Source organism: Actinomadura sp. NPDC048394, assembly GCF_040651755.1.
GTDB classification, from domain to species: domain Bacteria; phylum Actinomycetota; class Actinomycetes; order Streptosporangiales; family Streptosporangiaceae; genus Spirillospora; species Spirillospora montaniterrae.
Window position 1 is genome coordinate 107,649 of sequence record NZ_JBEZJL010000004.1, and the last position, 25,605, is coordinate 133,253.

Annotated in this window: 26 protein-coding genes; 12 read left to right on the forward strand and 14 right to left on the reverse strand. The window is 72.3% G+C overall.

The features are described from left to right. Positions 1-2: 2 nt before the first annotated feature. Together AB0C78_RS03645 and AB0C78_RS03650 are read right to left on the reverse strand one after the other, a co-directional pair. Positions 3-710, reverse strand: coding sequence for an ABC transporter permease (locus AB0C78_RS03645; RefSeq protein ID WP_360741237.1), 708 nt, complete (start codon positions 708-710; stop codon positions 3-5). Beyond that, the gene (locus tag AB0C78_RS03650) at positions 707-1,657 is read right to left on the reverse strand and encodes an ABC transporter ATP-binding protein (RefSeq protein ID WP_360741239.1); all 951 of its coding nucleotides are present in this window, start codon (positions 1,655-1,657) and stop codon (positions 707-709) included. Before AB0C78_RS03650 ends, AB0C78_RS03645 begins: the two co-directional genes overlap by 4 nt. A 194-nt stretch (positions 1,658-1,851) precedes the next feature. Here AB0C78_RS03650 and AB0C78_RS03655 point away from each other — a divergent pair, with 194 nt between their 5' ends. Beyond that, positions 1,852-2,493 (forward strand): antibiotic biosynthesis monooxygenase, encoded by a 642-nt coding sequence (locus AB0C78_RS03655; RefSeq protein ID WP_360741241.1) that lies wholly within the window; start codon positions 1,852-1,854, stop codon positions 2,491-2,493. A gap of 126 nt (positions 2,494-2,619) precedes the next feature. Here AB0C78_RS03655 and AB0C78_RS03660 read toward each other — a convergent pair whose 3' ends face one another. From AB0C78_RS03660 to AB0C78_RS03670, 3 genes are read right to left on the reverse strand one after another with little or no spacing between them, the layout of a single operon-like run. Then, the gene (locus tag AB0C78_RS03660) at positions 2,620-3,396 is read right to left on the reverse strand and encodes an NAD-dependent epimerase/dehydratase family protein (RefSeq protein WP_360741243.1); all 777 of its coding nucleotides are present in this window, start codon (positions 3,394-3,396) and stop codon (positions 2,620-2,622) included. After that, positions 3,396-4,400 carry a Gfo/Idh/MocA family oxidoreductase gene (locus AB0C78_RS03665; protein ID WP_360741245.1) on the reverse strand — a complete coding sequence of 335 codons (1,005 nt, stop codon included), beginning with the start codon at positions 4,398-4,400 and terminating at the stop codon, positions 3,396-3,398. The genes AB0C78_RS03660 and AB0C78_RS03665 overlap by 1 nt, the downstream gene beginning before the upstream one ends. Then, entirely contained in the window at positions 4,397-5,386 is a 990-nt protein-coding gene (locus AB0C78_RS03670) for an NAD(P)-dependent oxidoreductase (RefSeq protein WP_360741247.1), read from the reverse strand. The genes AB0C78_RS03665 and AB0C78_RS03670 overlap by 4 nt, the downstream gene beginning before the upstream one ends. A gap of 224 nt (positions 5,387-5,610) precedes the next feature. On the opposite strand from AB0C78_RS03670, the gene AB0C78_RS03675 reads away from it, so the two are divergent. From AB0C78_RS03675 to AB0C78_RS03685, 3 genes are read left to right on the forward strand one after another with little or no spacing between them, the layout of a single operon-like run. Then, a complete protein-coding gene (locus tag AB0C78_RS03675) occupies positions 5,611-6,699 on the forward strand; it encodes a glucose-1-phosphate thymidylyltransferase (protein WP_360741249.1) in 1,089 nt (362 codons plus the stop codon). 11 nt (positions 6,700-6,710) lie between these two features. Continuing rightward, the gene (gene rfbB, locus AB0C78_RS03680; protein WP_360741251.1) at positions 6,711-7,679 is read left to right on the forward strand and encodes a dTDP-glucose 4,6-dehydratase; all 969 of its coding nucleotides are present in this window, start codon (positions 6,711-6,713) and stop codon (positions 7,677-7,679) included. A gap of 13 nt (positions 7,680-7,692) precedes the next feature. Beyond that, positions 7,693-9,174: an NDP-hexose 2,3-dehydratase family protein gene (locus AB0C78_RS03685; protein WP_360741253.1), complete on the forward strand. Its 1,482-nt coding sequence runs from the start codon at positions 7,693-7,695 to the stop codon at positions 9,172-9,174. Positions 9,175-9,275: 101 nt separating this feature from the next. On the opposite strand, the gene AB0C78_RS03690 is transcribed toward AB0C78_RS03685, so the two are convergent. Then, a complete protein-coding gene (locus tag AB0C78_RS03690) occupies positions 9,276-10,064 on the reverse strand; it encodes an AfsR/SARP family transcriptional regulator (protein WP_360741255.1) in 789 nt (262 codons plus the stop codon). A gap of 143 nt (positions 10,065-10,207) precedes the next feature. Beyond that, positions 10,208-10,837, reverse strand: coding sequence for a response regulator transcription factor (locus AB0C78_RS03695; RefSeq protein ID WP_360741257.1), 630 nt, complete (start codon positions 10,835-10,837; stop codon positions 10,208-10,210). A gap of 337 nt (positions 10,838-11,174) precedes the next feature. On the opposite strand from AB0C78_RS03695, the gene AB0C78_RS03700 reads away from it, so the two are divergent. Together AB0C78_RS03700 and ssuE are read left to right on the forward strand one after the other, a co-directional pair. Continuing rightward, the gene (locus AB0C78_RS03700) at positions 11,175-12,263 is read left to right on the forward strand and encodes a MupA/Atu3671 family FMN-dependent luciferase-like monooxygenase (RefSeq protein WP_360741259.1); all 1,089 of its coding nucleotides are present in this window, start codon (positions 11,175-11,177) and stop codon (positions 12,261-12,263) included. Continuing rightward, positions 12,260-12,859 carry an NADPH-dependent FMN reductase gene (ssuE, locus tag AB0C78_RS03705; protein ID WP_360741261.1) on the forward strand — a complete coding sequence of 200 codons (600 nt, stop codon included), beginning with the start codon at positions 12,260-12,262 and terminating at the stop codon, positions 12,857-12,859. The genes AB0C78_RS03700 and ssuE overlap by 4 nt, the downstream gene beginning before the upstream one ends. A gap of 70 nt (positions 12,860-12,929) precedes the next feature. Here ssuE and AB0C78_RS03710 read toward each other — a convergent pair whose 3' ends face one another. The 3 genes from AB0C78_RS03710 to AB0C78_RS03720 form a co-directional block, all read right to left on the reverse strand. Next, positions 12,930-13,220 (reverse strand): phosphopantetheine-binding protein, encoded by a 291-nt coding sequence (locus tag AB0C78_RS03710; protein WP_360741263.1) that lies wholly within the window; start codon positions 13,218-13,220, stop codon positions 12,930-12,932. A 66-nt stretch (positions 13,221-13,286) separates the two neighbouring features. Continuing rightward, positions 13,287-14,786 carry an AMP-binding protein gene (locus AB0C78_RS03715; RefSeq protein ID WP_360741265.1) on the reverse strand — a complete coding sequence of 500 codons (1,500 nt, stop codon included), beginning with the start codon at positions 14,784-14,786 and terminating at the stop codon, positions 13,287-13,289. 13 nt (positions 14,787-14,799) lie between these two features. After that, a complete protein-coding gene (locus AB0C78_RS03720) occupies positions 14,800-15,828 on the reverse strand; it encodes a ketoacyl-ACP synthase III family protein (RefSeq protein WP_360741267.1) in 1,029 nt (342 codons plus the stop codon). 129 nt (positions 15,829-15,957) lie between these two features. Here AB0C78_RS03720 and AB0C78_RS03725 point away from each other — a divergent pair, with 129 nt between their 5' ends. The 5 genes from AB0C78_RS03725 to AB0C78_RS03745 all read left to right on the forward strand — a co-directional run bounded on the left by AB0C78_RS03725 (position 15,958) and on the right by AB0C78_RS03745 (position 21,106). After that, complete coding sequence (locus AB0C78_RS03725) at positions 15,958-17,136, forward strand: glycosyltransferase (protein WP_360741269.1); 1,179 nt, start codon at positions 15,958-15,960, stop codon at positions 17,134-17,136. A gap of 84 nt (positions 17,137-17,220) precedes the next feature. Beyond that, positions 17,221-18,390 (forward strand): nucleotide disphospho-sugar-binding domain-containing protein, encoded by a 1,170-nt coding sequence (locus AB0C78_RS03730; RefSeq protein WP_360741271.1) that lies wholly within the window; start codon positions 17,221-17,223, stop codon positions 18,388-18,390. Between the two features lie 161 nt (positions 18,391-18,551). Beyond that, positions 18,552-19,268: an ABC transporter permease gene (locus AB0C78_RS03735; protein WP_360741273.1), complete on the forward strand. Its 717-nt coding sequence runs from the start codon at positions 18,552-18,554 to the stop codon at positions 19,266-19,268. A 108-nt stretch (positions 19,269-19,376) separates the two neighbouring features. Further along, the gene (locus AB0C78_RS03740; protein WP_360741275.1) at positions 19,377-20,504 is read left to right on the forward strand and encodes a sensor histidine kinase; all 1,128 of its coding nucleotides are present in this window, start codon (positions 19,377-19,379) and stop codon (positions 20,502-20,504) included. Then, on the forward strand, positions 20,501-21,106 hold the full coding sequence (locus AB0C78_RS03745; RefSeq protein WP_360741277.1) for a response regulator transcription factor: 606 nt from the start codon (positions 20,501-20,503) through the stop codon (positions 21,104-21,106). The genes AB0C78_RS03740 and AB0C78_RS03745 overlap by 4 nt, the downstream gene beginning before the upstream one ends. Positions 21,107-21,172: 66 nt before the next feature. Here the strand turns inward: AB0C78_RS03745 and AB0C78_RS03750 are convergent, their stop codons facing one another. The 4 genes from AB0C78_RS03750 to AB0C78_RS03765 form a co-directional block, all read right to left on the reverse strand. Then, positions 21,173-22,633 (reverse strand): glycosyltransferase family 2 protein, encoded by a 1,461-nt coding sequence (locus tag AB0C78_RS03750; protein WP_360741279.1) that lies wholly within the window; start codon positions 22,631-22,633, stop codon positions 21,173-21,175. Further along, positions 22,623-22,781 carry a hypothetical protein gene (locus tag AB0C78_RS03755; protein WP_192808812.1) on the reverse strand — a complete coding sequence of 53 codons (159 nt, stop codon included), beginning with the start codon at positions 22,779-22,781 and terminating at the stop codon, positions 22,623-22,625. The genes AB0C78_RS03750 and AB0C78_RS03755 overlap by 11 nt, the downstream gene beginning before the upstream one ends. A 158-nt stretch (positions 22,782-22,939) precedes the next feature. Continuing rightward, positions 22,940-23,824 carry an alpha/beta hydrolase gene (locus tag AB0C78_RS03760; RefSeq protein ID WP_360741281.1) on the reverse strand — a complete coding sequence of 295 codons (885 nt, stop codon included), beginning with the start codon at positions 23,822-23,824 and terminating at the stop codon, positions 22,940-22,942. Positions 23,825-24,014: 190 nt separating this feature from the next. Next, entirely contained in the window at positions 24,015-24,308 is a 294-nt protein-coding gene (locus AB0C78_RS03765) for a DUF1330 domain-containing protein (RefSeq protein ID WP_360741283.1), read from the reverse strand. A gap of 188 nt (positions 24,309-24,496) precedes the next feature. On the opposite strand from AB0C78_RS03765, the gene AB0C78_RS03770 reads away from it, so the two are divergent. Further along, entirely contained in the window at positions 24,497-25,399 is a 903-nt protein-coding gene (locus AB0C78_RS03770) for a LysR family transcriptional regulator (RefSeq protein WP_360741285.1), read from the forward strand. The last annotated feature ends 206 nt before the right edge of the window (positions 25,400-25,605 follow it).

Here is a 25,605-nt window from a genome sequence, read left to right on the forward strand (position 1 = left end):
GGTCAGCTGTAGCGGCCGCTGCGGCGGTAGGCGAAGGCCGCGAGGGCGGCGAAGGCGGCGGTCCAGGCGAGCAGGACGAACGTGGCGAGCGCGGGCGGGGCACCGCCCTCGCCGACCCTCCGGGTGAACTCGCCGTATCCGTAGACCGGGTTGACCTTGGCGACGGCCTGCAACCATCCGGGGAAGGAGTCCAGCCCCAGGAACAGCCCGCCGAGCAGGCTGAGGCCCACGTACACCAGCGTGCCCACGACCTGCGCCATACGGGCCTCGCACAGGTAGCCCACACTGAGGCCGAGCAGGGCGAGCGGTGCGATGCCGAGCCACAGGGCGAGCAGGATGGCGACCCACTCTCCGGCGTCCAGCGGGACGTGCTTGTAGAACGCGCCGAGCAGGCTGATGAGCGCGATGGGGAGCACCGCGAGGACCATCGCGCACAGCCCGCGCGCGACGACGACGTCCAGCGGGCTGAGCGGCGTCAGCCGCAGCAGCCGCAGCCAGCCGCGCGAACGGTCCTCGGCGATGCTGGTGCCGTTGGTCACCACGACGCCGAGCGCGCCGAACCCGGCCGTCCCGACGAGGTTCTGCACCAGGTCGCCGTGGGAGCCGTGGCCGAGGAAGAGGTAGATGACGACCGGCACCACCAGGCTCGCCATCAGGTAGCCGCCGTCGCGCGCGAGGCGGCGCAGCTCCAGCCGCAGGTAGGCCGTCATCGGCCCGCGCCCCCTTCGGCGCTCGCCGAGGTGAGTGCCACGAAGGCGTCCTCCAGGTCGGCGCCCGCGACCTCCAGGTCGCGCATCGGGACGCCCGCGCCGGCGAGCGCCGCGACGGTCGCGTCGGAGTCGGTGGTGGTCAGCACGACCCTGCCGTGCAGGACCCGCACCTCGTTCACGCCGGGCAGCCCGGCCAGCCCGTCCAGATCCTGGTCCTCGTGGCGGAACGCGACCGTGCGGCCGCCCGCGGCCTTCTTGATCTCCTCCGCCGGGCCGTCCGCGATCACCTTCCCCTGGGCGATGACGATGATGCGGTCGGCGTTGTCGTCGGCCTCTTCGAGGTAGTGGGTGGTGAAGACCACCGTGTTGCCCTTCCCGGCGTAGTCGCGCATGGCCTTCCAGAGCTCGCGCCGCGACTCGACGTCCAGCGCCGCCGTCGGCTCGTCCAGCACGACCAGCCGCGCGCCGCCCGCCAGCGCCAGCGCGAACCGCACGCGCTGCATCTGGCCGCCGGAGAGCTTGTCCACCCGGCGGCCCGCCAGGTCCGCGATCCGCGCGAGCTCGAGCGTGTGCGAGACGGCGGGGGCCTGGGAGCCGTACGTGCCGGCGACGAAACCCACCAGCTCGCCCACCGTCACCCGCGGCACGAGCTGGCCCTCCTGCAGCATGGCGCCGACCCGGCCGGCTCGCACGGCCTTCTCCGGCGGCATGCCGAACAACTCGATCGAGCCCGCGTCCGGCGGGAACAGGCCGAGCATCATGTGGACGGTGGTGGACTTGCCCGCCCCGTTCGGGCCGAGCACGGCCACGGTCTCACCCGGCCGCACCGCGAACCGCACGCCGCGCACCGCCTCGACCCGACCGAACGACTTCACCAGATCGTCGCAGCTCACCACCGGTGTTTCGGCGTCGGTGGCGACGGCCTCGGAAACAGCAGACTTGGTCATGCGGAGACGATATAAACCGTCCCTCGACGCTCAACAGAGCAGAAAATAAGGACCTCGACCTGACAGATGCACTACCCCGGCGAACCGGCCGGGGCGACGCGCCCGCCCGCCTCGCTGGATTCCGGTTCGAGCCGCATTCCAAGCGCTCTTGTGACGATTCGGCTGCCCAACCAAGCCAGCGAAAGGTCGCACCGATGGACGAGCCGATAATCGCGATTGCCAGGTTCTCCCTGAAGGAGGCCTACCGAGCCGAGACCGAGCGGTTCGAGAAGGCCATGGACCGGTTCCGGACGGCGGTCGCGGGCGCGGCGGGCCTGCGGCGGACGCTGCTGCTGCGCGGTGCCGGGCAGCCCGGCGAGTACGCGCTGCTGACCTGGTGGCGCGACGCCGACGCGCACCGTTCGGTGATCGGCGAGCTCAGCTTCTTCGTCGAGGTCACCGGCGAGCTGATGCTGCTCGGCGACCTCACCGCGGCGAAGGCGGCGACACTGAGCGCGTACGTCGCGCCCGGCGCCGACCCGGCGGAGGCCGGGATCGTCGCCTGCACCGACTTCGCCCTCAACGACCCCGCGTCCGCCGAGGACTTCCAGCACGGCTTCGCCGCGAAGGCCGACTTCATGCGCGCGCAGGAGGGCTTCGTCGCCCAGGAGTTCCTGCAGTCCAAGTCGCAGGTGGGCGGGTACCTCAACCTCGGCTGGTGGCGCGACATGGGCGCCCTCCAGGCCTCCTTCCAGAAGCCGGAGTTCGCGGAAGACGTCCAGAAGACCGCCGCGGTGGCCGTGGTGAAGCCCGCCGTCTTCGAGGTCATGTCCGACTCGGTGTTCCCGCCCTCCTGATCCGGGACTCCGGGGCGCGAAGGGCCGGGCGGCGATCACCGCCCGGCCTTCTTTTCGTGGGCCCCTGCCCCGCGCCGCGGCCGCTCAGCGCGATGCCGCGACCGGTCAGCCCGATGCCGCGACCGCTCAGCCCGGCGCCGCCTCCAGCTTCAGGTCGCCCGCCGCGTAGTACGGCAGGTACCGGTCGAGAAGCCCCTCGTAGTAGCCGGGGCCGAAGCCCATCCCGGTCACGGCCGGGACCAGGCGGCGCAGCCGGCGGGTGGACACCGGCTGGGCGGCGGCGGGCGCGTCCACGTAGGTGTGCCGCGCCGGCGTCCCGAGCAGCGTCTCGACCCGGTCGACGATGCGCTCGACCGGCACCGGGACGCCGGACGCGACGTTCACGACCAGCCGCTCGGGGGCGCCGGCGAGCAGCGCGTCGACGATGGTCACGACGTCCCTGATGTCGATGAGGTCGCGGCTGGCGTTGCGGTAGATCCGCACGTCCCCCGCCTGGACCTGCCTGGCCAGCGCGGGCAGGAGCTGGTGCGGCGGCTGGTGCGGGCCGACCACGTGCCCGAGCCGCAGGATCAGGTAGTCGACGCCCGAGGCCGCGAGCACCGCCTCCAGCGCGAACTTGTGCCTGCCGTAGGCGGTGGCGGGGAAGACCGGGCCGTCCTCGGTTCCCGGCTCGTCGCCCGGGACCGAGTACATCCCCGTCGAGGCCGTGGAGAAGAACACCAGGCGTTCCCCGGGCTCGCACTCGTGGATGACGTCGAACAGCAGCGCCGCCTCCCGGTCGAAGGCGCGCTGCGGGGTGTCCCCGGCGGCCGACACCCCCGCGGCGATCACCGTGACGCCCTTGTGTGAGCCGGTGAGCGGCGCGAGATGCCGGGCCAGGAAGCCGCTTCCGATGATCCTCATCAGGCTCCCCGCCTCCCGCCGGTCACGACCGTCGCGGACCGTCGTATCTCCTCCACCAGCTCCGCCTGCCGGAGCGCGTCCTGCGCCCACCGGGCACGGCCCTCGCCCGACAGCGCCAGGTCGGCGAAGCGGCGGACGGAGCCGGCGAACTGGTCGTCCGGCGCCAGGGTGATCTCCTGGACCCCGTCCGCCCGTTCGATGCGGATCAGCGGCTTGTGGTCGGCGGGCGGGGTGAAGGCCCGGTCGAGCCGCAGCGTTCCCTCGGTGCCCCACAGCTCGTAGAAGCAGCGGTAGGCGTTCTCCAGGCCGAAGGTGAGATGCGCGGTGACGCCGTCCACCGACCGCAGCAGCGCGGCGCCGCCCATGTCCACGCCGAGCGCCGGGTCGTGCCGCAGCACCGCGCCGGTCACCGACAGCGGTCCTCGCAGCAGCAGCCGGGCGGCCCGGATCGGATATCCGGCGACGTCCAGCAGCGCTCCCCCGCCGAGGTCCGCCTGGTAGCGGATGTCGCCGTCGGGACGGCGCGGGATGGTGAACGCGGCGTGCAGCGCACGCACCTCTCCGATCGCCCCGTCGGCCACCAGCCCGAGCACCTCTTGGTGCTGCGAATGGTGGACGAACATGAAGTTCTCCATCAGTGCCAGCCCGCGGTCGCGGGCCGTCGCGACCAGCCGTTCGGTCGCCGCGGCCCCGGTCGTCAGGGGCTTCTCGGCGAGCACGTGCTTGCCCGCCCGCAGCGCCTTCCCGGCCCATTCGTCGTGCAGGCCGCTGGGCAGCGGGACGTAGACGGCGTCGATGTCGGGCCGCGCGAGGAGGTCCGCGTATCCGGTGACCGCCGCGCAGCCGAACTCGGCCGCGTACTCCCGCGCCTTCGCCTCGCCGCGCGACGCGACCGCCACCAGCCGCACGCGCGGGTCCGCCTTTAGAGCAGGGATCGCGCGTCGCCGGGCGATGTCCGCGCAGCCGATCACGCCGACTCTGAGCACTGCCTTCTCGCCGGTCATATCGCCGCCTTGGTCGGGTCTGCCAGGGAAGCCCAGAGTCCGTGCAGCGACTCCTCGGGCGAGTGCACCGGCCGCCAGCCGAGCGCCTCGGCGGCCAGGGAGATGTCCAGTTGCTGGCGGCGCGCGCCCGACCCGGGCGAGATCGTCCCCGCCGCATGCGCCTCACGGTCCGCGCCTTGCCGGTCCTCGCGTTGCCGGTCCTCGACGACGAGGTCGGCCGGCACGCCGCTGATCTCGATGAGCCGCCGCACCAGGCCGTCGACCGCGACGGCACGGCCGCCTCCGATGTTCACCAGCGGCGGCGCCGGACGGGCCGCGATCGCCGCCAGGACGGCGTCCCCCAGATCGCGCACGTCGACGACGTCGCGATGGCCGCCGAGCGAGGCCAGCCGCACGCGGGCGCGCCGGTCCTCGGCGTGCGCCTCGGCGAGCCATCCGCCGACCATGCCGAGCAGGCTCCCCGGAGGGCCTCCGGGCCCGACGACGTTCGCGACCCGCAGCACGACGGCGTCCACCGCGCCCTCGCGTACGGCGGCCAGCACCGCCTCGGTGGCGCAGAGCTTCGTACGGCCGTACGGATTGACGGGCGCGGCAGGCGTGTCCTCGGTGAGCACGCCGCCCGCGGGCGCCGCGCCGTACTCGTGGACGGTGCCGAGCTGGATCAGCCGCGGCCGGCGGTCGAGGCCGCGCAGCGCGGCGAGCAACTGCTCGACCAGCACGACGTTCGACTCGAGCATCTGGTCCTCGCCCGCACCCCACACCGCGCCGGCCGCGTTGACGACCACGTCCGGGGCCTCCTGCCGCAGCAGGCCGGCCAGCGGGCCCGGAGCCGCCGCCGCGTCGAGCACCCTCGTCCGCAAGGCGCCGTCCACCGGGGAACCGGGCGCGTTCCGCACCACCGCCACCGGTAGCGCGCCGCGAGCGGCCAGGACGCCGCAGAGATGACGCCCGACGAAGCCGCCCGCGCCGAGCACGACCGCACGCATGCCGAGATCTCCGTTCGCCGGGGTCGCCGATGTCCGCAGATCGTCACGCGGCCGGCTCGAGACCCCGTCCGGTCCGGCTCAAGGTCCCCGGCGTCGCTCCGGGACGGATGCGGCGCGGGGACCAATCGGCTTCGAACCGTCCTCCATCACGGCGCCCGACCATCAGGTGCTCCCCTTCCCATCCGCTCGTGCGGTCGCGACAGCGGACAGATGAAAGAGGACAGATGAGAGCGCTTGTGTTGTCCGGAGGGACGGGCTCACGGCTCCGTCCCTTCACGCACTCCCTTCCGAAGCAGCTGATACCGGTGGCCAACACGCCGGTCCTGGTGCACGTGCTGCGCAACCTCCGGCGGCTCGGGATCGACGAGATCGGGATCATCGTCGGGGACACCCGCGCGGAGATCGAGGCCGCCCTCGGCGACGGCGCCGAGCACGGCGTCCGGATCACCTACATCCCCCAGGAGGCGCCGCTCGGTCTCGCCCACTGCGTGACCATCGCCGAGGACTTCCTCGGCGACGAGGACTTCGTCATGTACCTCGGCGACAACGTCCTGCCCGACGGGATCGAGGCGGCCGCCGACCGGTTCCGCGAGGAGCGCCCGGACGCCCTGATCCTGGTCACCAAGGTCCCCGACCCGCAGGCGTTCGGGGTGGCCGAGCTGGCCGACGGCGACCGGGTGAGCGCGCTGGTGGAGAAGCCTGAGCGCCCGCGCAGCGACCTGGCGGTGATGGGGGTCTACTTCTTCACCTCGAAGATCCACGCCGCCACCCGGGCGATCGTGCCGAGCGCGCGCGGCGAGCTGGAGATCACCGACGCGATCCAGCACCTGGTCGAGCGGGGCGGCGCCGTCGTCGGCCACCGCTACGACGGCTACTGGAAGGACACCGGCAACATCGACGACCTGCTGGAGTGCAACCGCGTCATGCTCGACCGCCTGGAGGCCGGCGTCCGCGGCGAGGTCGACGAGAGCAGCGTGCTCACCGGCACCGTGGTCGTCGAGCCGGGCGCGGTCGTGACCGGCTCGCGCGTCGCGGGCCCGGCCGTGATCGGCCGCGGCAGCAGGATCAGCGGCTGCCGGATCGGCCCCTACACCGCCGTCGGCCCGGACTGCGAGCTCGCCGACTCCTCGCTGGGCGACTCGATCATCCTCGAGGGCGCGTCCGTCCAGGGCGTGCAGGGCCTGCGGGGCTCGCTCGTCGGCCGCTGGGCGCGGGTCCACGCGGAGGCCGAGGAGGCCTACACCGACCGGTTCGGCGGAACGGATCGGCGGCTGCTGGTCGGCGACCACTCGCGGGTGGAGGGCTCGGCATGAGCGGGCCCGGCATGAGGGTGCTCGTGACCGGCGGGGCCGGGTTCATCGGGTCCCACTACGTGCGGACGATGCTGGCGGGCGGCTACGCCGGCTTCGAGGACGCCGAGATCACGGTGGTGGACCTCCTCACCTACTCCGGCAGAACCGTGAACCTCCCCGGCGACGACGCCCGGATGCGGCTCGTCCGCGGCGACATCTGCGACCAGGCCATGCTGCGCGAGACGATGCGCGGCCACGACGCCGTCGTGCATTTCGCGGCCGAGTCGCACGTCGACCGGTCCCTGGTGGGCGCGGCCGACTTCATGCGCACGAACGTCCTCGGCACCCAGAGCGTGCTCGACGCCGCCCTGCACACCGGCGTCGAGACGGTCGTTCACGTGTCCACCGACGAGGTGTACGGCTCGATCGAGACGGGGCAGTGGACCGAGGAATGGCCGCTGGAGCCGAACTCGCCGTACGCCTCCTCCAAGGCGAGCAGCGACCTGGTGGCGCGGTCCTACTGGCGCACCCACGGGCTGGACGTCCGCGTCACGCGGTGCTCCAACAACTACGGCCCCTACCAGCACGTCGAGAAGCTCATCCCGCGCTTCGTCACCAACCTGCTGAGCGGCGCCACGGTCCCGCTCTACGGGGACGGCACGAACGTGCGGGAGTGGATCCATGTCGACGACCACTGCCGCGCCCTGCAGCTCGTGCTGACCCGGGGGCGCGCGGGGCAGGTCTACAACGTCGGCGGCGGGACGGCGCTCAGCAACCGGGAGATGACCGAGCTGCTGCTGGAGCTCTGCGACGCCGGCTGGGACCGGGTGGAGCACGTCGAGGACCGCAAGGGCCATGACCTGCGGTACGCGATCGACGACTCCAAGATCCGCCGCGAGCTCGGCTACGCGCCCGCCATGGACTTCGCCACCGGCCTGGCCCGGACCGTCGAGTGGTACCGGAGCAACCCGGCCTGGTGGAAGCCCCTGAGGAACGAGTGATTCGGAGCCCCGCATGACCGACGACATGACCACCACGATCGACCGGCCCGCTCCCGGGATCCCGCCCGGCGCGCGGATCCCGCCCGGTGCCAACGAGGACGATCCGCGGCGCTTCACGCTCTCGGCGCTCACCGAGGACAGCCGCGTGACGCCCAACGACGAGCTGGCCGCGTGGCTGGCCGAGCGCACCGAGGCCAACCGCTTCGAGGTCTCCATCGGCCCGATCTCCGGGCTGGCGGGCTGGCGGATCGATCCCGAACGCGGCGACCTGTCCCACGAGAGCGGCCGGTTCTTCTCCATCGAGGGCCTGCGGGTGCAGGTGGACGAGCGGCGGTGGGCGCAGCCCATCATCAACCAGCCGGAGATCGGGATCCTCGGGATCCTGGTGAAGGAGTTCGACGGGGTCCTGCACTGCCTCATGCAGGCGAAGATGGAGCCCGGCAACGTGAACACGATCCAGCTGTCCCCCACCGTGCAGGCGACCCACAGCAACTACACCGGGGTGCACGGCGGGCGGCCCACCCGCTATGTGGAATTCTTCCGCGCTCCGCGGCCGGGCCGGGTGCTGGTCGACACGCTCCAGTCCGAGCAGGGCTCGTGGTTCCTGCACAAGCGGAACCGCAACATCGTCGTGGAGACCGAGGAGGACGTCCCCGGGCACGAGGACTTCCGCTGGCTCACGTTCGGCCAGATCCGGCGCCTTCTGACCGCCGACAACGTGGTCAACATGGACTCGCGCACGGTCCTGTCCTGCGTCCCGTTCGCCGCGCCCCCGTCCGACGCGGCGGGCGAGGGCGCGGACCGGGGCGCGGACGGGGACGGGTACCGGGCGGCGCTGTGCCGGTCGATGATGGGCGCCCCTGGCCGGCACACCGACGACGAGGTGCTCAGCCTCCTCACCGAGGCGCGGATCCGCCAGCGGCTCGTCCAGCGCACGATCCCGCTGGACGAGGTCGAGCACTGGCGCCGGTCCGACGAGGAGATCACCCACGAGGACGGCCGGTACTTCCGGATCGTCGGCGCGGAGGTGACGGCGACCAACCGCGAGGTGGCCAGCTGGTCGCAGCCGCTGCTGGACCCGCACGCGACCGGGGTGTCGGCGTTCCTGGTCCGGCCGATCGGCGGGGTGCTGCACATCCTCATGCAGGCGAGGACGGAGGCGGGATCGCTGGCGGGCGCCGAGCTGGCGCCGACCGTCCAGTGCATCCCGGGCAACTACCGGGGGCGCCCGGCGCCGCCCTATCTCGCCGAGGTGCTGGCCGCGCCGGCCGAGCGGATCAGGCACGACTCGATCCAGTCCGAGGAGGGCGGCCGGTTCTACCGGGCGCAGAACCGCTACATGATCGTGGAGACGCCCGCCGGGTTCGCCCCGGAGGACGTCCCCGAGGACTTCGTCTGGATCACCGTCGACCAGGCCATGGGGCTGCTGCGGCACGGCAACTACCTCAACGTGCAGGCGAGGAGCCTGGTGGCCGCCCTGCCCACGACCTGGTGACGCGCGGGCGCGGCGCGCACCCGCCGAAACCGTGATCCCGCGGCCGTCCAGGACGGTCGCGGGATCACGATGCGGGGTGCGGGCGGTCGGCCGGGGCGGGCTCAGCTCACCCCGGCGAAGGTGCCGGTGGAGCGCGGCCGTTCCGTGGTCAGCACCTGGAGCTGGAGGTCCTGGAGCTCCGATGACGGTTCCAGGCCCAGTTGCTCGTCCAGGATGCGGCGCGTGTCCTCGTAGGCCCGCAGCGCCTCGCCGCGGCGGCCCGAACGGTGGAGCGCCTCGATGAGCCGGCCGTGGAACCACTCGTGCAGCGGGTGGGAGGCCACGATGGTGCGCAGCTCGGGGATGAGCTCGCGGTGCCGGCCCAGTTCCAGGTCGGCGCGGACGCGCATCTCCAGCGCCTCGACGCGCAGCTCTTCCAGCCGCGCGACGTGGCCCTCCAGCAGCGGGCCGCGTGCGACGTTGGCGAGCGCGGGACCGCGCCACAGCGCGAGCGCCTCGCCCAAGCGGTTGCGCGCCTCTTCGGGACGCCCCTCCTCCAGCAGCCGCCGCCCCTGGGAGGTGAGCCTGCCGAAGATCTGGGCGTCGAGCTCGTCGTCCTTGACGCGCAGGACGTACCCCGGAGGGCGGGTGAGGAGCTTCGGCTCACCGGAGCCGGGCACCTCGTAGGAAATGAGCGTCTTCCGCAGTTGGTAGATGTAGGTCTGCGCGGTGGTGACCGCGCTGCGAACCGGGGCCTGATCCCACAGTTCCTCGATGACCGCGTCGGTGCCCACGATCCGATTGGCCCTCATGAGCAGCAGGCTCAGCACCTGGCACACCTTGGGGGCACTCGGCATGTAGACCTCGTCGCCGTCGACGATTTCGAGAGTTCCGAGTACGCCAAACCTCATTGGCCGTCCTCTTCCTTTCCGGTCGTAGGAGCACTTTCGCCGACCGAAGTCGAAATCAGACTAGCCATGACATTTACCCGCACGCCAGGCACTTGCAGCCAACGAGTAAGCCGACTATTCCTTAGGAAACATAGGGGGTACCCCTAGCCCGCCCGGACTACCACCCCGCCGCCCTGAATCAGCCCGGCCTCGATGGCCTTGTTCACGGCGTCCATCCTGGATTCGGCGTCCAATTTAACGAAGACGTTTCGCAAATGCCGCTTCACGGTCTCCTCGGAGATGTGCAGCCGTTCACCGATCTGCGCGTTCCGCATGGCCTGGGCCGCCAGGACGAGCACGCCGCGCTCCCGCTCGGAGAGCCTGACCTCGGGCGCGGCGTGCATCCGGCGCAGGCTGGTCCGGGAGATCGACAGGGTGATCCGCCCGCTGCCGGTCCGCGCGGTCCGCACGGCCGACAGCAGCTCCTCCAGCCCGGAGCTGAGCAGCAGGTAGCCGCACACGCCGAGGAGCAGCAGCTGCCGGGTGAGCCGCGGATCGTCGTGCGGGCTGATGACGACCACCCGGGTGTCCGGGGACGCGTCGCGGAGCCGGCCGAGCGTCGCCGCGGTGTCCTCGCCGGGGATCTGGGCGTCGAGCAGGACGACGTCGGGCCGGTGGCGGGTCACCTCGGCGACGGCCGCGTCCGCGTCGGCCACAGCGGCGACGACCCGCATGTCGGGCTCGGCGTCCATGGCGGCGCGGATCGCGTCTCTGAACAGCGGATAGTCGTCCACGATGATCACTGTCAGGGCTGCGTCCGCCGTACCGGCCATGGTGCCCGTCCCTTCCAGCAACGCCGATCTACCCCGATTGGATTGCTATCCAAGTCTTGGTTCTGCCCAATCTCTGGACCAGATCACTTCATCCCCGATCGCTGATGACACTTGTCACATGGGCCGCCGGGACCGGCCGGCCACCGGCCGCGACCGGAATCGACCCAGGTCAGACGGGTGACGACCGGGCTGGCCGCCTCCTCTAGCGGCGTTCGAACCCGGCCCCCGACACTGGCCGGGACGAGGCGGACGACCGTGCCGCGCCGTGTGTCGCGCGGGCGAGTGAGGAGCGGATCTCATGGAGCAGCCAGAGGGGCAGGCGGCCGGGCCCGGCCTCGGGTTCGGCGTCTTCTTCTTCGCCGCCGTCGGCGCGTCGGCGGCCGAGACGTACCGGCTCATGCTCGACTGCGCCCGCGGCGCCGACCGGCTCGGCTTCGGGTTCGTCTCCACGCCCGAACGCCACTTTCACCGCTTCGGCGGCGCCTTCCCCAACCCGGCGGTGACCTCGGCGGCCATCGCCGCGGTGACCGAGCGGGTCCAGATCCGGGCCGGCAGCGTCATCACGCCGATGCACCCCGTCATCCGGGTGGTCGAGGACTTCGCGATGGTGGACGCCATGTCGGGCGGGCGCGCGGCGATGTCGGTCGGCTCCGGCTGGAACGTCAACGACTTCGTGCTCGCCCCCGGCGCGTTCGAGACCCGCCGGCAGCGGATGATCGACGACATCGGCGCGATCCGGGAGGCCTGGCGGACCGGCGGGTGGAAGGGCGAGAACCCGCGCGGCGAGCAGGTCGAGCTGCGCATCTTCCCCCGGCCGGTCAGCGCGGAGCCGGAGCTGTGGATCACCGCGTCCCGCAGCCCGGAGACGTTCCGGCAGGCGGGCGCGCTCGGCACCAACGTCCTCACGCACCTGGAGAACCAGGACCCCGAGGCGCTGCGCGAGAAGATCGGCATGTACCGGGAGGCGCGCCGCGCCGCCGGTCACGACCGCGGCAAGGTCACCGTCATGATGCACACCTACGTCGGCGAGACCGACGAGGCGGCCCGTGCCGTCGCGGTCCCGGCGCTGAAGCGCTACCTGCTCACCGCCATCGACCTGGAGTCGGCCGCGGTGAGCGCGGGCGGCGGGATGAGCGGCGGGCGCGAGGGCCGCGACTTCATGTCGGCGGAGGACGCCCGCGCGCGGCTGGCCGAGCTCGGCGTCAACCGCTACCTCGACGGCAACTCCCTCATCGGCTCGGTCGGGACGTGCGCCGCCACGGCGCGGCGGCTCATGGAGTCCGGCGCGGACGAGCTGGCCTGCCTGGTCGACTTCGTGGACGAGCCGCGGCAAGTGCTGGACGGGCTGGAGCGCCTGGCGGAGGTCCGGGACAGGGTCGCCCGATGAGACGGACGGACGTGGCCGCCCCGGCGCTCGAGAACGGGCACGCGGCGGCGCCGGAGGTCCTCACGATCGTCGGCAGCCCGTCGCGCACGTCCCTCACGGCCTCCGTCGCCGGATACGTGACCGGGCGCGTCGCCGGGCAGGGCTTCCACACCCGCACGACCGCGGCCCGCGAGCTGCCGCCCGCGGCGCTGCTGGCAGGCGACGCGGCCCACCCGGTGATCGGCTCGGTCGTCGCCGCGGTGGAACGCGCGGCGGGCCTGGTCATCGCCACGCCCATCTACCAGGGCGCCTACTCGGGCCTGCTGAAGAGCCTCCTGGACGTGCTGCCGCGCCACGCGCTGCAGGGCAAGCCGATCCTGCCCCTGGCGACCGGCGGCTCGATGGCGCACGTCCTGGTCCTCGACTACGCGCTGCGGCCCGTGCTGGTCGCCATGGGCGCCGACCACATCGTCCGCGGCGTGTTCGTGCACCAGCGGCTGGTCACCGTCGGCAGGGACGGCGGGATCACCCTCGACCCCGATATCGAGGGGCCGCTGGAGCGCGCGGTGGAGGTCTTCACCGCCGCGCTCGACGTCGAAGGGGCCCGGTCCGCCTGAACGGCGGCCGGGCCCCTTCGGCCTCGCCCTTCTCAGCCTCGGCCTTCCCAACCTGGTCCGGCTTTCCGGATCAGGCCTCGCGCTGTTCCTCCACCGCCGCCCACACGGCGGCCGGCGTGGCGAAGGTCCGCCCGTTCAGCGCCGAGTCCGGCAGCGTCACCCGGTACGCGTTCTCCAGGCGCAGCAGCAGCTCGATCGTGGCCATCGAGTCGAGCCCGGCGGCCTTGAGATCCAGGTCGGGCGTGATGGGCTCGGCCCGCTTGGCGGCGGGCAGCACCCCCCGCAGCAACTCGACGAACCGCTCGTCGAGCGCGTCGCCGGCCGGCGTCTCCCTGTCGGCCAGGGTCTCCCTGTCGGTCATGGTCTCCCTCTCGTCACGCCGGGTCTCTCGTCAACGCCGGTGCTCTCGTCAACGACAAGCGACGGCTCACCCGAGCAGCTCGGTGAGCCGTCGCTTGTCGGTCTTGCCGTTGGGGGTCAGGGGCAGCCCGGCCACCGGGCGGCAGTCCGCCGGGACCTTGGCGTCCTCGAGGCGCTCGGCCAGCCCGGCCAGGACGTCCGCGGCGGGCAGGCCGGTCACCGCGAACACCGTCAGGTCGTGCCCGTCCGCGGGCGGCAGCACGGCGGCGGCCTCCACGCCCGGCACGTCCACCGCCGCCGCCTCGATCTCCTGGCAGGACATGCGGACGCCGCGGCGCTTGAACAGGTCGTCGCGGCGGCCCTCGAAGTACAGGTGGCCGTCGGCGTCCAGCCGGCCGTAGTCGCCGCTGTGCAGCCGCCGCTCGCCCGTCTCCGGGTCGCGCCGGAACCGCTCGGCCGTGAGCTCGGGCGCGTTCCAGTAGCCGTCCATCACGTGCGGGCCGGAGACCACGATCTCCCCGGTCTCCCCCGCGGGCACCGGCCGGCCGTCCTCCCCGAGGATCGTCACCCGGGTCCCGGTCAGCGGACGGCCGAGCGCGTGCGGCCTGTCCAGATCGCCGTCCGGTTCCATGATCGTGGTGCGCTTGCACTCGGTGGTCCCGTACATCAGGGCGATGCTCGCGGTCGGGAACGCCGCGCGCAGGCGCGCCGCGAGCGGCGGTGTGAGCGCCGCGCCGGTGTTGGTGAACAGCCGCACCGCGGGCGGCTCGGCGGAGCCGCGCCCGACCAGCCGGATCAGCATCTCGGCCAGGGACGGCACCACCGGCACGACCGTCGCGCCGTGTGCGCGCATCAGCGCGGGCAGCCGCACGTGCTCGTCCGGGCCGGACAGGACCAGGTGCGCGCCCGCCTGCACCGAGAGGAAGACCTGGTAGAGGCCGTAGTCGAAGGACAGCGGGATCGCCGTCAGGACCACGTCGCCGGACCGGTAGCGCAGCCGTTCGGCGATCGCGGCCGCCGCGAAGGTGATCGCCCGGTGCGGGCTCATCACGCCCTTCGGCGCGGCCGTGCTGCCGGAGGTGTAGATGAGCAGGCCCAGCTCGTCCGGCGACACCTCGGGGCGCGCCGGTTCCGGCTCCTCCGGCCCGCCCAGCGCGATCTCCTCGACCTCCGGCCAGAGCTTCTCCAGCATGTGGACGTGCGGGCCCGGCGGTACGCCGCCGTCGTTCTCGGCCGCGACGACCAGCGCGGGCGCGCAGTCCTCGAGCACCGCGTTCAGGTGGTAGGCCTTCATTCCGGCGCCGATCGGCACGAACACCGCGCCGTGCCGGAGCGTGCCGAACAGCATCGCGACGAACTCGCGGACGTTCCCGATCCGGGACAGCACCCGGTCGCCGCGGGCCACGCCCCGTTCCCCGAGCCACGTCGCGAACGCGGCCGAGCGCGCGTCGAGCTCGGCGTAGGTCCAGGTGCCGTGAGCGTCGGTGACGGCCGGGGCCTCCGGCCGCTGCGCGACCGCCGATGCCGGCAGGTGGTGCACCAGGTCGTGCGTATGAGTGTCGGCCACTGATCTCATCCGCCTACCACCCCGGTGTTTCCAGCAGCTCGACGACGGCCGCCGAGCAGGTGAACCCGGCTCCGATGCCGTAGAGCATCACCCGGTCGCCCTCGCCGACGGCGCCGGTCACGACCAGGTGCTCCAGCGCCGCGCAGTAGTCGCCCGTACCGACGTGACCTGTGCGTTTGGCGAAGGCCCAGGTGGTCCGTTCCTCCGGGACGCCGAGCACGTCGTGGAGCTGGAACTCGCCCTTCGCGCGGCCGGTGCCCGGGATGATGATGTAGGAGATGTCGTCCATCTCCACCCCGGCGTGGGACAGCGCCTCGAGCTTCACCTTGAACATCGCGCGCGCCTGCCGCAGCGAGATCTCCGACTCGTCGTGCGCCTTCCGGTACTGTTCGGCGCGTTCCTCGAGCAGGATCGTGCGTCCGGCCGCCGTCGAGACGGCGGTGAACGGCTCCGACCCGCGCGCGAGGCCCTCCAGGGTGTTGTCGGCGATGGTCGAGGTCGACAGCAGCCGGGCGAACCCGCCGCGCGTCGACAGCACCGTCGCGGTGGCGCCGTCCGCGTAGGCGACGCCGGGCCGGAGCGTCCACCGGGTCACCCCGGCCGGACCGAACCGGTCCGCGGTGGTGACGAGGGCGGCGTGCCCCGGCCGGACGCCCGTCGCCAGCTGGCTCGCGGCCAGCTCCAGCGCGCTCACGCCGACGCTGCACCGCTGCTGCACGTCGAAGCCGGGCACGTTGTCGCCGATCGTGCGGCCCGCGATGTAGGAGGCGGCAGGCCAGATGTCGAGCCCCTGGAACCACGTGCTGCCGTGCAGGATCAGCGAGAAGTCCTCCGGGGCGGCCCCCGAGCGCTTCACCGCGGTCTGCGCGGCCTCGACCGCCATGTCGGGGGGCGCGACGTCCTCGGCGACCAGCACCGACTCGTAGCCGTAGTCGTCGATCCATTCCGGACCGATCACACCGGCGTCGACGGCGTCCCGTACCGGAACCGGGCGGGGAAGCCAGGTCCCCAGGCCCGCGAGGTAGACCGATTCCCAGCGCACCGAAGCTCCTTCTCCGTAGTGTCCCGGCGTGCGTCCATGCTGGGCGGCCGTCCTCGAGCCGCGCTGGAAGCCCCGTGCAGCCCGCTCCGGCTCGAGCGGGCCTCGTGGCCGCCCCGGCACGATCCGACCATGCGGATTCTGTTCACCGTGCACGCCGCGGTCTCCCATCTCCGGCTGGTCGTCCCCGCCGCCCAGGCCGCGGCCCGGCGGGGGCACGAGGTCGCCGTCGCCTCCGCGGCGAGCATGCGCGCGGAGACCGCCCGCTACGGCCTGCGCTTCTTCGAGGCGGGCTACGACTGGGGCGAGAACCGCGACACGGTCCTGGCGCTGGCCCCCACGCTGGTCACCCGCGACCAGGCCGCCTACGAACGGGTGCTGACCCATGACTGCGTCCTGGGCCGCCCCGCCCTGGACATGGCCCGCGACCTGCTGGAGGTCACCGGGTCCTGGCGGCCGGACCTCGTCGTCCGCGAGGGCGAGGACATGGCGGGCTACCTGGTGGCCGAGGCCCTCGGCGTCCCGCACGCGGGGATCGCCGGCGGGTCCACGCACCTGCTGCCGCCGGACGTCGTGCGCGACCCGCTGAACGGGTTGCGCGCCGAGCTCGGCCTGCCGCCCGACCCCTCGGAGCTGACCTGCTACCGGTACCTGCTGGCGAGCCTGCTGCCGCGCGAGTACGTGCGCGGCGACCTGGCCTCCGAGACCCTGCGCTGCTACCGGCAGACCGCCCCCGAACGGCAGGACGAGCGCGTCCCCGGCTGGCTCGCCGAGCTGCCCGCCGGGCGGCCGGTCGTGTACGCCTCGATCGGGACGATCGCCCAGTCGATGCCGTGGCAGTCCGACGAGGTGCTCACCTCCGTCGTCGCGGCGCTCGGCGACATCGAGTGCTCGGCGATCGTGTCGGTCGGTCTCGACCGGGACCTGGACGCCTTCGGCGCGGTGCCGCCGCACGTGCGCCTCGTCGATTCCTGGCTGCCGCAGCCGCGGCTGCTCCCGATGTGCGACGTGTTCGTGACCCACGGCGGCTTCAGCGGCATCCGGGAGGGTCTCACGGCGGGCGTCCCGCTGCTGGTCACGCCGATGTACGACGACCAGCCCCACGCGGCGGCGCGCTGCGCGGAGCTCGGGGTGGGCTTGTCGGTACCCGGTCCCGGCGCCACGCCCGCCACCATCGGCGCGGCCGTCCGGACCCTGCTGTCCGACCCGGCGTACCGCGACCGGGCACGCGCCATGAGCCGCCGGATCCTCGCCTCGCCGCCCATGGACGAGCTGGTCGACGACCTGGAGAAGCTGGCGACCCGCCGGTGACGAGCCACAGGCGGCCCGAACAGGCGGCCCGCCGCCGGCCACCCGCCGCCGACCACCTTCGAAAGACGAAAGGCAGAGAACGCGATGCGAGTCCTTCTCACTGCGCTGGTGCCGAGCCACCTGATGCCGATGGTCCCGCTGGCCTGGGGACTGCGAGCCGCCGGCCACGACGTCCTGGTCTGCGGTATGCCCGAGGTGACGGCCGCCGCGCGCGAGGCGGGCCTGCTCACCCGTCCGATCGGCCCGGAGGAGAACGAGGTCGCCCGGCTCGCCCGCCCGGGCGCGATCGCGCGACCCGCGGTGACCGGACCCGGCGCGCCCGGTGAGGGCCACTGGGAGCGGGCCGGACGGCGCTGGGAGAAGCGGCTGCGCGGCTACCTCGACGGGTTCCTGGCCCTGGCGCGCGACGTCCGCCCGGATCTGGTGGTGACCGACCCGGTGGAGTTCGGCGGTCTGATCGTCGGAGAGGCGCTGGGCGTCCCCACGGCCGTCCACCGGTGGGGGCCCGACACCGTGACCACGGTTCTGCACGAACGGGCCAGGACCGCGCTCGCCGGGCTGTGCGCCGAGTACGGCGTGGACGCCTTCCCCGACCCGGGCGTGGTCATCGACCCGTGCCCGCCGAGCCTGCGCGACCCCGCCGCCGCGCCCGCCCGGTCGGTGCGGTTCGTCCCCTACAACGGCACCGGAACCCTGCCGCCCTGGACCCTCGAACCCCGCACCACGCCGAGGGTGTGCATCTGCCTCGGCATGTGGGGCAGCCAGGCCGTCGGGCAGGACGGCGACCGGGCCGCGGTCGTCCGCGCCGTCGGCGAGGCCGTGGCCGCCGCCGGTGCGACGGCCGTGCTGCCGTTCCCGGCCGAACGGCACGGCGACCTCGGCGACGTCCCCGCCGCGGTGCACGTGATCGACCGGACCCCGGTCGGCCTGCTGGCCGGGGCCTGCGACCTCATGGTGCATCACGGCGGCGGCGGCCTGACGCTGACGGCGCTGCACCACGGGCTGCCGCAGCTGGTGGTGCCGCAGGACGAGCCGTTCCTGGGCGCCACCGCCGAGCTGGTCGAGGACCGCGGCCTGGGCCTCGCGATCAGCGACCCCGGCGCCCGCCGCGACCCGGAGGCGATCGGCAAGGCCCTCACCAGGCTGCTGGAGGATCCCGGCCACCGGCAGGCGGCGGCCCGGATCGCCGACGAGATGAGCGGGCTCCCGTCCCCCGCCGCCCTCGTCTCGCTGCTGGAGGAGACGGCCGGCTAGCGGAGACCGCCGGGCAGCCGAGACCGCCCGGTACGGCGATCGCCTAGTGCATGTGTCAGGTCGAGAACCTGATTTTCTCCTCTACTGGCGGCGGCCCGCAGATCAATACCGTCGACATGACCCCCGACAGACCGATGATCGCGCGAACCCGAAAGAGCGCCATGTTCCCCTATCTCTGGCTCGAACTGCGCAGGCTCGTCCGTGACAGCAGCTACGTGCTCGTGAGCGTGCTGCTGCCGGTCGGCATGTTCCTGCTCTTCTCCAGCCTCGGCGACGAGGCGACCAACCACGACCTCGTCCAGCTCATGGTCGGCATGGCCGGCTTCGGCGCGGTGGGCATCACGCTGAACAGCGGCACCGGCATCGCCGACGACCGGGCGCGCGGCTGGCTGCGCCAGCTGCGGCTGCTCCCGCTCGGACCCGCCAAGGTCGTGGTGGCGCGCGGCCTGTGCGCGATGGCGCTGTCGCTGCCGCCGATCGCGATCGTGTGCGCCGCCGGCGCGGTCAAGGGCGTGGACCTGAGCGTCGCGCAGTGGGCCGGGGTGGCCGCCCTGCTCTGGATCGGCATCGCGCCGGTCGCCCTGCTCGGCCTCGGCATCGGCTACCTGTGCGCCCCGCAGCAGGCCCAGGCGATCGGCCTCGCCCTCTTCGTCGGCATGTCCATGATCGGCGGGCTGTGGATCGAGGTCTCCGACTTCCCCGGCTGGCTGCAGGTCGTCTCCAAGATCACGCCCGTCTACAGCTACGCCGAGATCCCGCGCAGCGTCGGCTGGGACAGGGCCCCGCACGCGCTCGACATCGGCGCCCTCGCCGCCTGGACCGTCGCGCTGATGGCGCTGGCCCTGTTCGCCTACCGGCGCACCGGCCGCCGCGCCTGACCCGCCGGAGCCGAAAGGATGCGCGGGCGACGTGATTGGGGCAGAGTTCTGAACGGGCACGCACGCCCCTTCCGGACCGATTCCGCAGGGAGCGACACGACGGTGAAGGTGAGCGGCAAGGCCCCGTCACACGAGCAGTTCGACACCCAGCTCACTCCCCTCCCGTTCTACTTCTGGCTCGTCATCGCCACCGGCACGGCCTCCGGCGTGCTGGACGGCGATCTGCAGCCCACCTGGCTGGCGGGCCTCGGGCTGACCGCGTTCGCCGTGCTGGACGTGGTGGCGATCCACCTGCACCTGCGCCGCCAGGCGCAGGTCCCGGCGCTGGTCGCGCTCGTGGCGCTCGCCGCGCTGACCGTCGCGATGAACGCCGGGTTCGGCCCCGACACCGATCCGCTGTTCGCGCTGCTGTCGATCGCCTGCGGGCTCATCGTCCCGTGGCGCTACTTCCTGCCGCCCATCGTCGTCGGCGCGGTGTCCGGCGTCGCGGCCCTCATGGCCTGGTGGCAGGGCGGCGACGTCTTCACCCTCTGGTACGGCAGCCTGTCGGCGGGCATCGTGGTGGCGATCCTGACCAGGCTCATGGCGGTCATCAACGAGCTGCGCGACGCCCGCGAGGAACTCGCCCGGCACGCGGTGGTCGAGGAACGGCTCCGGTTCTCCCGCGACCTGCACGACCTGCTCGGCCACACGCTGTCGGTCATCGTCGTCAAGGCCGAGGGCATCCGCCGCGTCGCGCCCCGCGATCCGGGCGTCGCCGAGCGCTTCGCCGGCGACATCGAGGAGATCGGCCGGGAGGCGCTGCGCGAGGTGCGCGAGGCGGTCACCGGCTACCGCGAGTCCGGCGTCGCCGCCGAGCTGGACAAGTCGTTCGAGACGCTGCGCGACGCCGGGATCGAGTGCGTCATCCGCCAGTCGGGCACCGCGCTGCCCGCCGACGCCGACACCCTCCTCGGCTGGGTGATCCGGGAGGGCGTCACCAACGTCATCCGGCACAGCGGCGCCGGGCGCTGCGAGATCGACGTCCGCAACGACGACCACGAGCTGTCGGTGGAGATCCGCGACGACGGGAGGGGCGCCCGGGACGGCGAGGAGCCGTCCGGCAACGGGCTGCGCGGGCTGCGCGAGCGCCTGGCGGCCACCGACGGTATCGTGCAGGCGTCCTCCCGTCGCGGCGGCGGCTTCCGCCTTCGCGCCACGCTCCCCGCGCACCGCCCGGTCAAGGAGAAGGCATGATCCGTGTGCTGCTCGCCGAGGACCAGGGCATGATGCGCGACGCCCTGGTGCTGCTGCTGAACCTGGAGGAGGACCTCGAGGTCGTCGCCGAGACCGACCGCGGCGACGACGTCGTGCCGCGCGCGCTGGAGACCCGGCCCGACGTCGCGGTGGTCGACATCGAGCTTCCCGGCCGCAGCGGCCTGGACGTCATCACCGACCTGCACGAGCGGCTGCCCACCTGCCGGGTGCTGATCGTCACCACGTTCGGCCGTCCCGGCTACGTGCGCCGGGCGATGGACGCCGGTGCCGCGGGCTTCCTGGTCAAGGACAGTCCCGGGCACGAGCTCGCGGGCGCGATCCGGCGGGTGCTGGCGGGCGAGCGGGTGATCGACCCCGAGCTCGCGACCACCGCGCTGGCGGTCGGCCCGAACCCGCTCACCGAACGCGAGCTCGAGGTGCTGGCGGCGGCCGACCACGGCGCCACCGCCGCGGACATCGCCGAGCTGCTGAGCCTGTCGGAGAACACGGTCCGCAACTACCTGTCGGGGATCATCCAGAAGACCGGCGCGCGCAACCGCATCGAGGCGATCCAGAAGGCCAGGCGCAACGGCTGGCTCTAGCCACGGGACGTTCCATCCCGCTGGCGCCCCAGTGGCGGTTGGATCGGCCAGGTAGGTAGGACGTCGTCATCTGCCGGGCTGCTGCTGCGGAGCACCGGTCGGGGCCTCCTCGCGGCCTCGGCCCTCCTGAAAGGAGGACGCGGTCACAGGATTCCCGAGGGAGACTTCGACCGCCTGCCGGGTCCCCCAGTGGCTGACCCGGCGGCAGGTGCACACCGCGTACAAGTACAGCGGCCGCAGGACGAACAGTCGCCACAGCGCGATCAGCGGCGTGCAGGCGAACAGCGCCGCACGCGACCAGGCGGACTCGTCACTGCGCCGGACGACGAAGATGCGCAAAGCCGACAGGTAGCTCAGAACAATCCCCACCTGCAAACCCGACGACGCTATCGAGCCGAGGTGCTCCCGGTAGTAGGGGTCGATGAGCAACGTGACCGGCAGGAGCAGTGCCAGCACCAGGTGCAGGTACTCGCTCACCGTCATCCAGAACACGGCGCCGGTCACCGGCATGTACCGCAGCCACCACAGATGCCGGACGGTGGTCCCGCGCATCCAGCGGAGCTGCTGCTTCAGGTAGTGGTCGAGCCGTTCGGGGACCAGCGTGAACGCCATCGAGCTCGGCTGGTGGACGGTGTCGCCGGCAAGGAGCGCGTAGAACGTGAGCATGGAGTCGTCGTTCATCTGCATCGGCCGGCCGGCGAACCGCTCGTGCTCGTACACGCCGGCGGCGCGCCGGACCACGCCGCCCCGGTAGAAGGCCAGCGTCCCGGAGTTGATGGTCACCCGCCGCAGCACCGACTGGGCGCTGCGCACGCCGCGGGTGAAGGGCAGGTACAGCACGCACGTCATGCGGGTCAGCAGGCTCGCCGTCCGGTTGAGGACCAGGACGTGCCCGCCCACCGACTGCACGCGCGGGTCCGCGAACGGCAGCAGGCCCTCCCGGACGGCGTGCCGGTCGAGGACGGAGTCGCTGTCGAGCGTGACGAAGACGTCGGCGTCGTCCCCGGCCAGGGCGTGCATCTGCGCGAACCGCTTGCCCCGGTTCGGGGTGCGGTCCCAGGACGTGTCGATGCCGAGCGCGGACGCGGCCGTCTCGAAGTCGCGGCGCACGTCGTCGTAGGTGACGGGGTTTCCGGCGGCGTCCACCGAGCCGTCGTCGACGATGCGGACGCGGTCCACTCGCCGGCTCTGCTCCAGCACCGACCGCAGGCAGGCCCGCAGCGCGACCGGGTCCTCGTTGTAGACGGGGACCTGGACGGTCACGGTCAGCTCGTCGAGTTCCGACCGTTTCTCACCGGACGCCCGGTACGGGCGCTCCAGCCACGAGACCGGGAGCCACCACAGCGCGAGGAACGACACCTTCCAGGCCACGCAGGTCGCCTGGAACGGCGTCCGGAAGGTGGTGACGATCGCGACGAGACGGGCCGCGGCCCAGGCGGCGAACCCGGCCAGCGGCAGCGCCGCCAGCACGATCCTGGTCCGCGGCGGCGCGTACCGCGCGGACGGTGCCCGGAACTCAGCGTTCAAGCGGCCCACGCCCGCGCCGGAACCCGAGCCTCACGAGGACCGTGCCGACCAGCACCAGGCCCAGGCCGGTCGCGGCCAGCCAGACATGACCCATCGCGAACCCGGTATAGGCGAGCGTTCCGCCGGTGGCGGCAGATCCGTACGGCATGGCAGTCCCTCCACTACGGCATGACGATCACTGACGTCCCGCCCCTACCCGCCGAACCGCAAATGATCATCCATCGTTCGCAAAGGGTCACTTCTGACCGGTAGCGCCCCGCATCCCCGGAATCATCCTGCTCGCCGGAGCACTGACCATGACGGCTCTCACCCGTCGCCTGGGTGGCGGGAGATCAGGTCGGCTACCTGGTCGGGTGTCTCGCGGGGCGGGAAGTGCCCGACGTCAGGCAGGACGATCCGTTCGTATTCAGCGTTGAACAGCGCGCTCTTGTCGTCGGAGGTCTCGGGCAGGTTGTCGCCGTCGCGGGCGCCGTGCAGGACCAGCGTCGGCACCTGCACGGGGGCGGGTTCGAGCAGGCGCCGCTCGATGTCGTCGTAGACAGGGTCGCCTTGGGCTTCGCCCCAGCGGTGCAGGTAGGCGTGCGTGGTGATGCGCGGCCAGTCGTCGTTGTCCCAGGCGTCCGCCGCCTGGGCGAATTCCGCCTCTTGGAACTCCCATCCCGGGCTCCAGGAGCGCCACAGGTACCGGGCGAACGAGCGGCGGTCTTCATGCATCGCGCGCCGGCCGCGTTCGGTGGCAACGAACCACTCGTACCAGTAGGCGTGGGTGAGCGGCCAGCTCAGCTGCGCATCGGCCCGGTTGGTGGCGTACCCGGCGGACATCGCCACCAGGCGGGCGACCCGCTGGGGAAACAGCGCTCCGACCACGTAGCCGGCTCGAGCGCCCCAGTCGTGTCCGACCAGCAGGACCTGATCGAGGTCGAGGGCCTCCAGGAAGCAGGCCAGGTCGTGCCCGAGCGCACCGATCTGCCCGCTGCGCATCTTCTGGTCAGAGCGGAAACGGGTCGGTCCGAAGCCCCGCAGGTACGGCCGGTACACCCGGTACCTGGCGTCATGCCAAGCCGGCAGCAACCCGCTCCAGCAATGTGGATCGTCTGGCCAGCCGTGGACGGCCACCAAGGGCGTCCCGTCCTCTGGGCCGCTCACCTCGTAGCCGATGTCCAAGTCCGCGGTCCGGGCGAACTCGGTCATATTGATCACCCCTATGTCGGGGCTGCCCGGCGCCGACCGGAGCAAACGAGAACGGACACGGCGGACCGGCGGCTCTGCAGTCGCGGAGAACTACCTCCGCGCAGGTCAAGCGGAAGTTCGTACTCCTTAAGGATTCCGCTCTGCCGTTGTCTTCTTCGGAGGTTCAGGTGGGCGATCTCGTCAGGTTCGCTCAGTCGACGCCTTCGACGATGCGGAAGTCGCGCTCGAAGCCGTCGGGGAGGGCGACCAGCGCCTTCTGGTATGCCTCGCTCTCGTATGTCGCGACGGCCTGTTCAAAGCTGTCGAACTCGACCAGAACGACGCGTTCCTTGATTCCGGCCTCGTGGGCGACGACTCGACCGCCACGGGACAGGGTGCGCCCGCCCCCAGCCTGGACGGCCTGACGGGCCAGCTTGTTGTAGGAAGTCAGCCTCTCGGGGTCGGAAATGGCGGGGTAGACACTGACCCAGTAGCCCTTGGCCATGGAAACCTCCTGTGTTCGGCCGGACACGTCCGACTTCGAATTGACACTCGGATCGATCGATCCCGGCGACGGTTACCGCGGTCGGTTGAACCGTCATATGCGCAGGTTAGGGCTTGATGTGCGGCCGAGGGAAAGACCGGTACGGGATAGACTCAGAACGGATCGTTATCAATCGGCGGGGAGGGCACGTGGCGCCGGATACGGTGAGCCTGCGGTACTTCCTGGTGCTGGCGGAGGAGTTGAACTTCACCCGCGCGGCGGCACGGATCGGTATCGCACAGCCCGCGCTCAGCGCCCGGATGCGCCGATTGGAGGCGGAACTCGGTACGGCCCTGCTGGTCCGCAACACGCGTAGCGTCGTCCTGACCGCGGCCGGTGCGGCTCTGGCGGAGTCCGCGCCGCCCGCGCTGGCGGCGCTGGACCGGGCATGGGACACCGCCCGGAGCGCGGCGGCAGGTGAACTGGGCACGCTGCGCATCGGATACAGCCTCAGCACCGGGGCCGAGACGGCACCGGCCCTGGTGGACAGGCTGATCCGCGGCAACAGCGGACTCGAGGTCGGCGCGGTCCCGATGGCGACACCGGAGATCACCCCCGCGGTCGCCGACGGCCGCATCGATGCCGGGATCACCCGCGGCGAACAGCCGGGCCGTGGCGTGCGCCGGTTCCTGCTGCGGCGTCAGCGCATCGGGGTCCAGCTGGCGCAGCACCATCCGCTCGCCGACCAGCCGGAGATCGAGATCGCCGACGCGGCCGCGTATCCGCTGCGGCTCCCGGACCGTACGGCCAACCCCGTGATCCATGATCAGATGTCCGCACTGTTCCGAGACACCCGACCGCACCCCCGATTCCAGACGCCCGCAGTCTCTTTCGACATGTCTCAGCGTGACCTGCGCGACGGGGTCACCCTCGCCCCGTCCGGAGAAGCCGCGGTCACGACACAACCGGCCGGTCTCACCTGGCGACCGCTACGGGGCGCGCCCAGCCTGACGATCCACCTGGTCCTCCCGCGCGAGCAGTCGCCACTGCACCGCCGCATCCGTGCCGTCGCCAAAACCCTGGCGCACGAGCTGCACTGGCTACCGGACTGACGCACAAGAGGCCAAGCGAGACGGATGTCTGCGGCGCCGAGGCCGAAGACCTCGCGCCCAGCGGACTTCGCGGTGATGACGGCGATGCGGGCCTCGGGAAACGGCTCGGCGACGGTCAGACTGAGCCGGAAGACGGTCATGGTGAACCGCTCCTTGACGGGCGGGTTCTGGCTGTTCGGGGGGCTGGCGGTGGTTCCATCCGCCCC

Excerpts from the sequence above, each read along its gene's own strand:
- AB0C78_RS03645 (WP_360741237.1), bottom strand. The coding sequence starts at position 710 with ATGACGGCCTACCTGCGGCTGGAGCTGCGCCGCCTCGCGCGCGACGGC.
- AB0C78_RS03650 (WP_360741239.1), bottom strand. The coding sequence starts at position 1,657 with ATGACCAAGTCTGCTGTTTCCGAGGCCGTCGCCACCGACGCCGAAACA.
- AB0C78_RS03655 (WP_360741241.1), top strand. The coding sequence starts at position 1,852 with ATGGACGAGCCGATAATCGCGATTGCCAGGTTCTCCCTGAAGGAGGCC.
- AB0C78_RS03660 (WP_360741243.1), bottom strand. The coding sequence starts at position 3,396 with ATGAGGATCATCGGAAGCGGCTTCCTGGCCCGGCATCTCGCGCCGCTC.
- AB0C78_RS03665 (WP_360741245.1), bottom strand. The coding sequence starts at position 4,400 with ATGACCGGCGAGAAGGCAGTGCTCAGAGTCGGCGTGATCGGCTGCGCG.
- AB0C78_RS03670 (WP_360741247.1), bottom strand. The coding sequence starts at position 5,386 with ATGCGTGCGGTCGTGCTCGGCGCGGGCGGCTTCGTCGGGCGTCATCTC.
- AB0C78_RS03675 (WP_360741249.1), top strand. The coding sequence starts at position 5,611 with ATGAGAGCGCTTGTGTTGTCCGGAGGGACGGGCTCACGGCTCCGTCCC.
- rfbB (WP_360741251.1), top strand. The coding sequence starts at position 6,711 with ATGAGGGTGCTCGTGACCGGCGGGGCCGGGTTCATCGGGTCCCACTAC.
- AB0C78_RS03685 (WP_360741253.1), top strand. The coding sequence starts at position 7,693 with ATGACCGACGACATGACCACCACGATCGACCGGCCCGCTCCCGGGATC.
- AB0C78_RS03690 (WP_360741255.1), bottom strand. The coding sequence starts at position 10,064 with ATGAGGTTTGGCGTACTCGGAACTCTCGAAATCGTCGACGGCGACGAG.
- AB0C78_RS03700 (WP_360741259.1), top strand. The coding sequence starts at position 11,175 with ATGGAGCAGCCAGAGGGGCAGGCGGCCGGGCCCGGCCTCGGGTTCGGC.
- ssuE (WP_360741261.1), top strand. The coding sequence starts at position 12,260 with ATGAGACGGACGGACGTGGCCGCCCCGGCGCTCGAGAACGGGCACGCG.
- AB0C78_RS03710 (WP_360741263.1), bottom strand. The coding sequence starts at position 13,220 with ATGACCGACAGGGAGACCCTGGCCGACAGGGAGACGCCGGCCGGCGAC.
- AB0C78_RS03725 (WP_360741269.1), top strand. The coding sequence starts at position 15,958 with ATGCGGATTCTGTTCACCGTGCACGCCGCGGTCTCCCATCTCCGGCTG.
- AB0C78_RS03730 (WP_360741271.1), top strand. The coding sequence starts at position 17,221 with ATGCGAGTCCTTCTCACTGCGCTGGTGCCGAGCCACCTGATGCCGATG.
- AB0C78_RS03735 (WP_360741273.1), top strand. The coding sequence starts at position 18,552 with ATGTTCCCCTATCTCTGGCTCGAACTGCGCAGGCTCGTCCGTGACAGC.
- AB0C78_RS03745 (WP_360741277.1), top strand. The coding sequence starts at position 20,501 with ATGATCCGTGTGCTGCTCGCCGAGGACCAGGGCATGATGCGCGACGCC.
- AB0C78_RS03755 (WP_192808812.1), bottom strand. The coding sequence starts at position 22,781 with ATGCCGTACGGATCTGCCGCCACCGGCGGAACGCTCGCCTATACCGGG.
- AB0C78_RS03760 (WP_360741281.1), bottom strand. The coding sequence starts at position 23,824 with ATGACCGAGTTCGCCCGGACCGCGGACTTGGACATCGGCTACGAGGTG.
- AB0C78_RS03765 (WP_360741283.1), bottom strand. The coding sequence starts at position 24,308 with ATGGCCAAGGGCTACTGGGTCAGTGTCTACCCCGCCATTTCCGACCCC.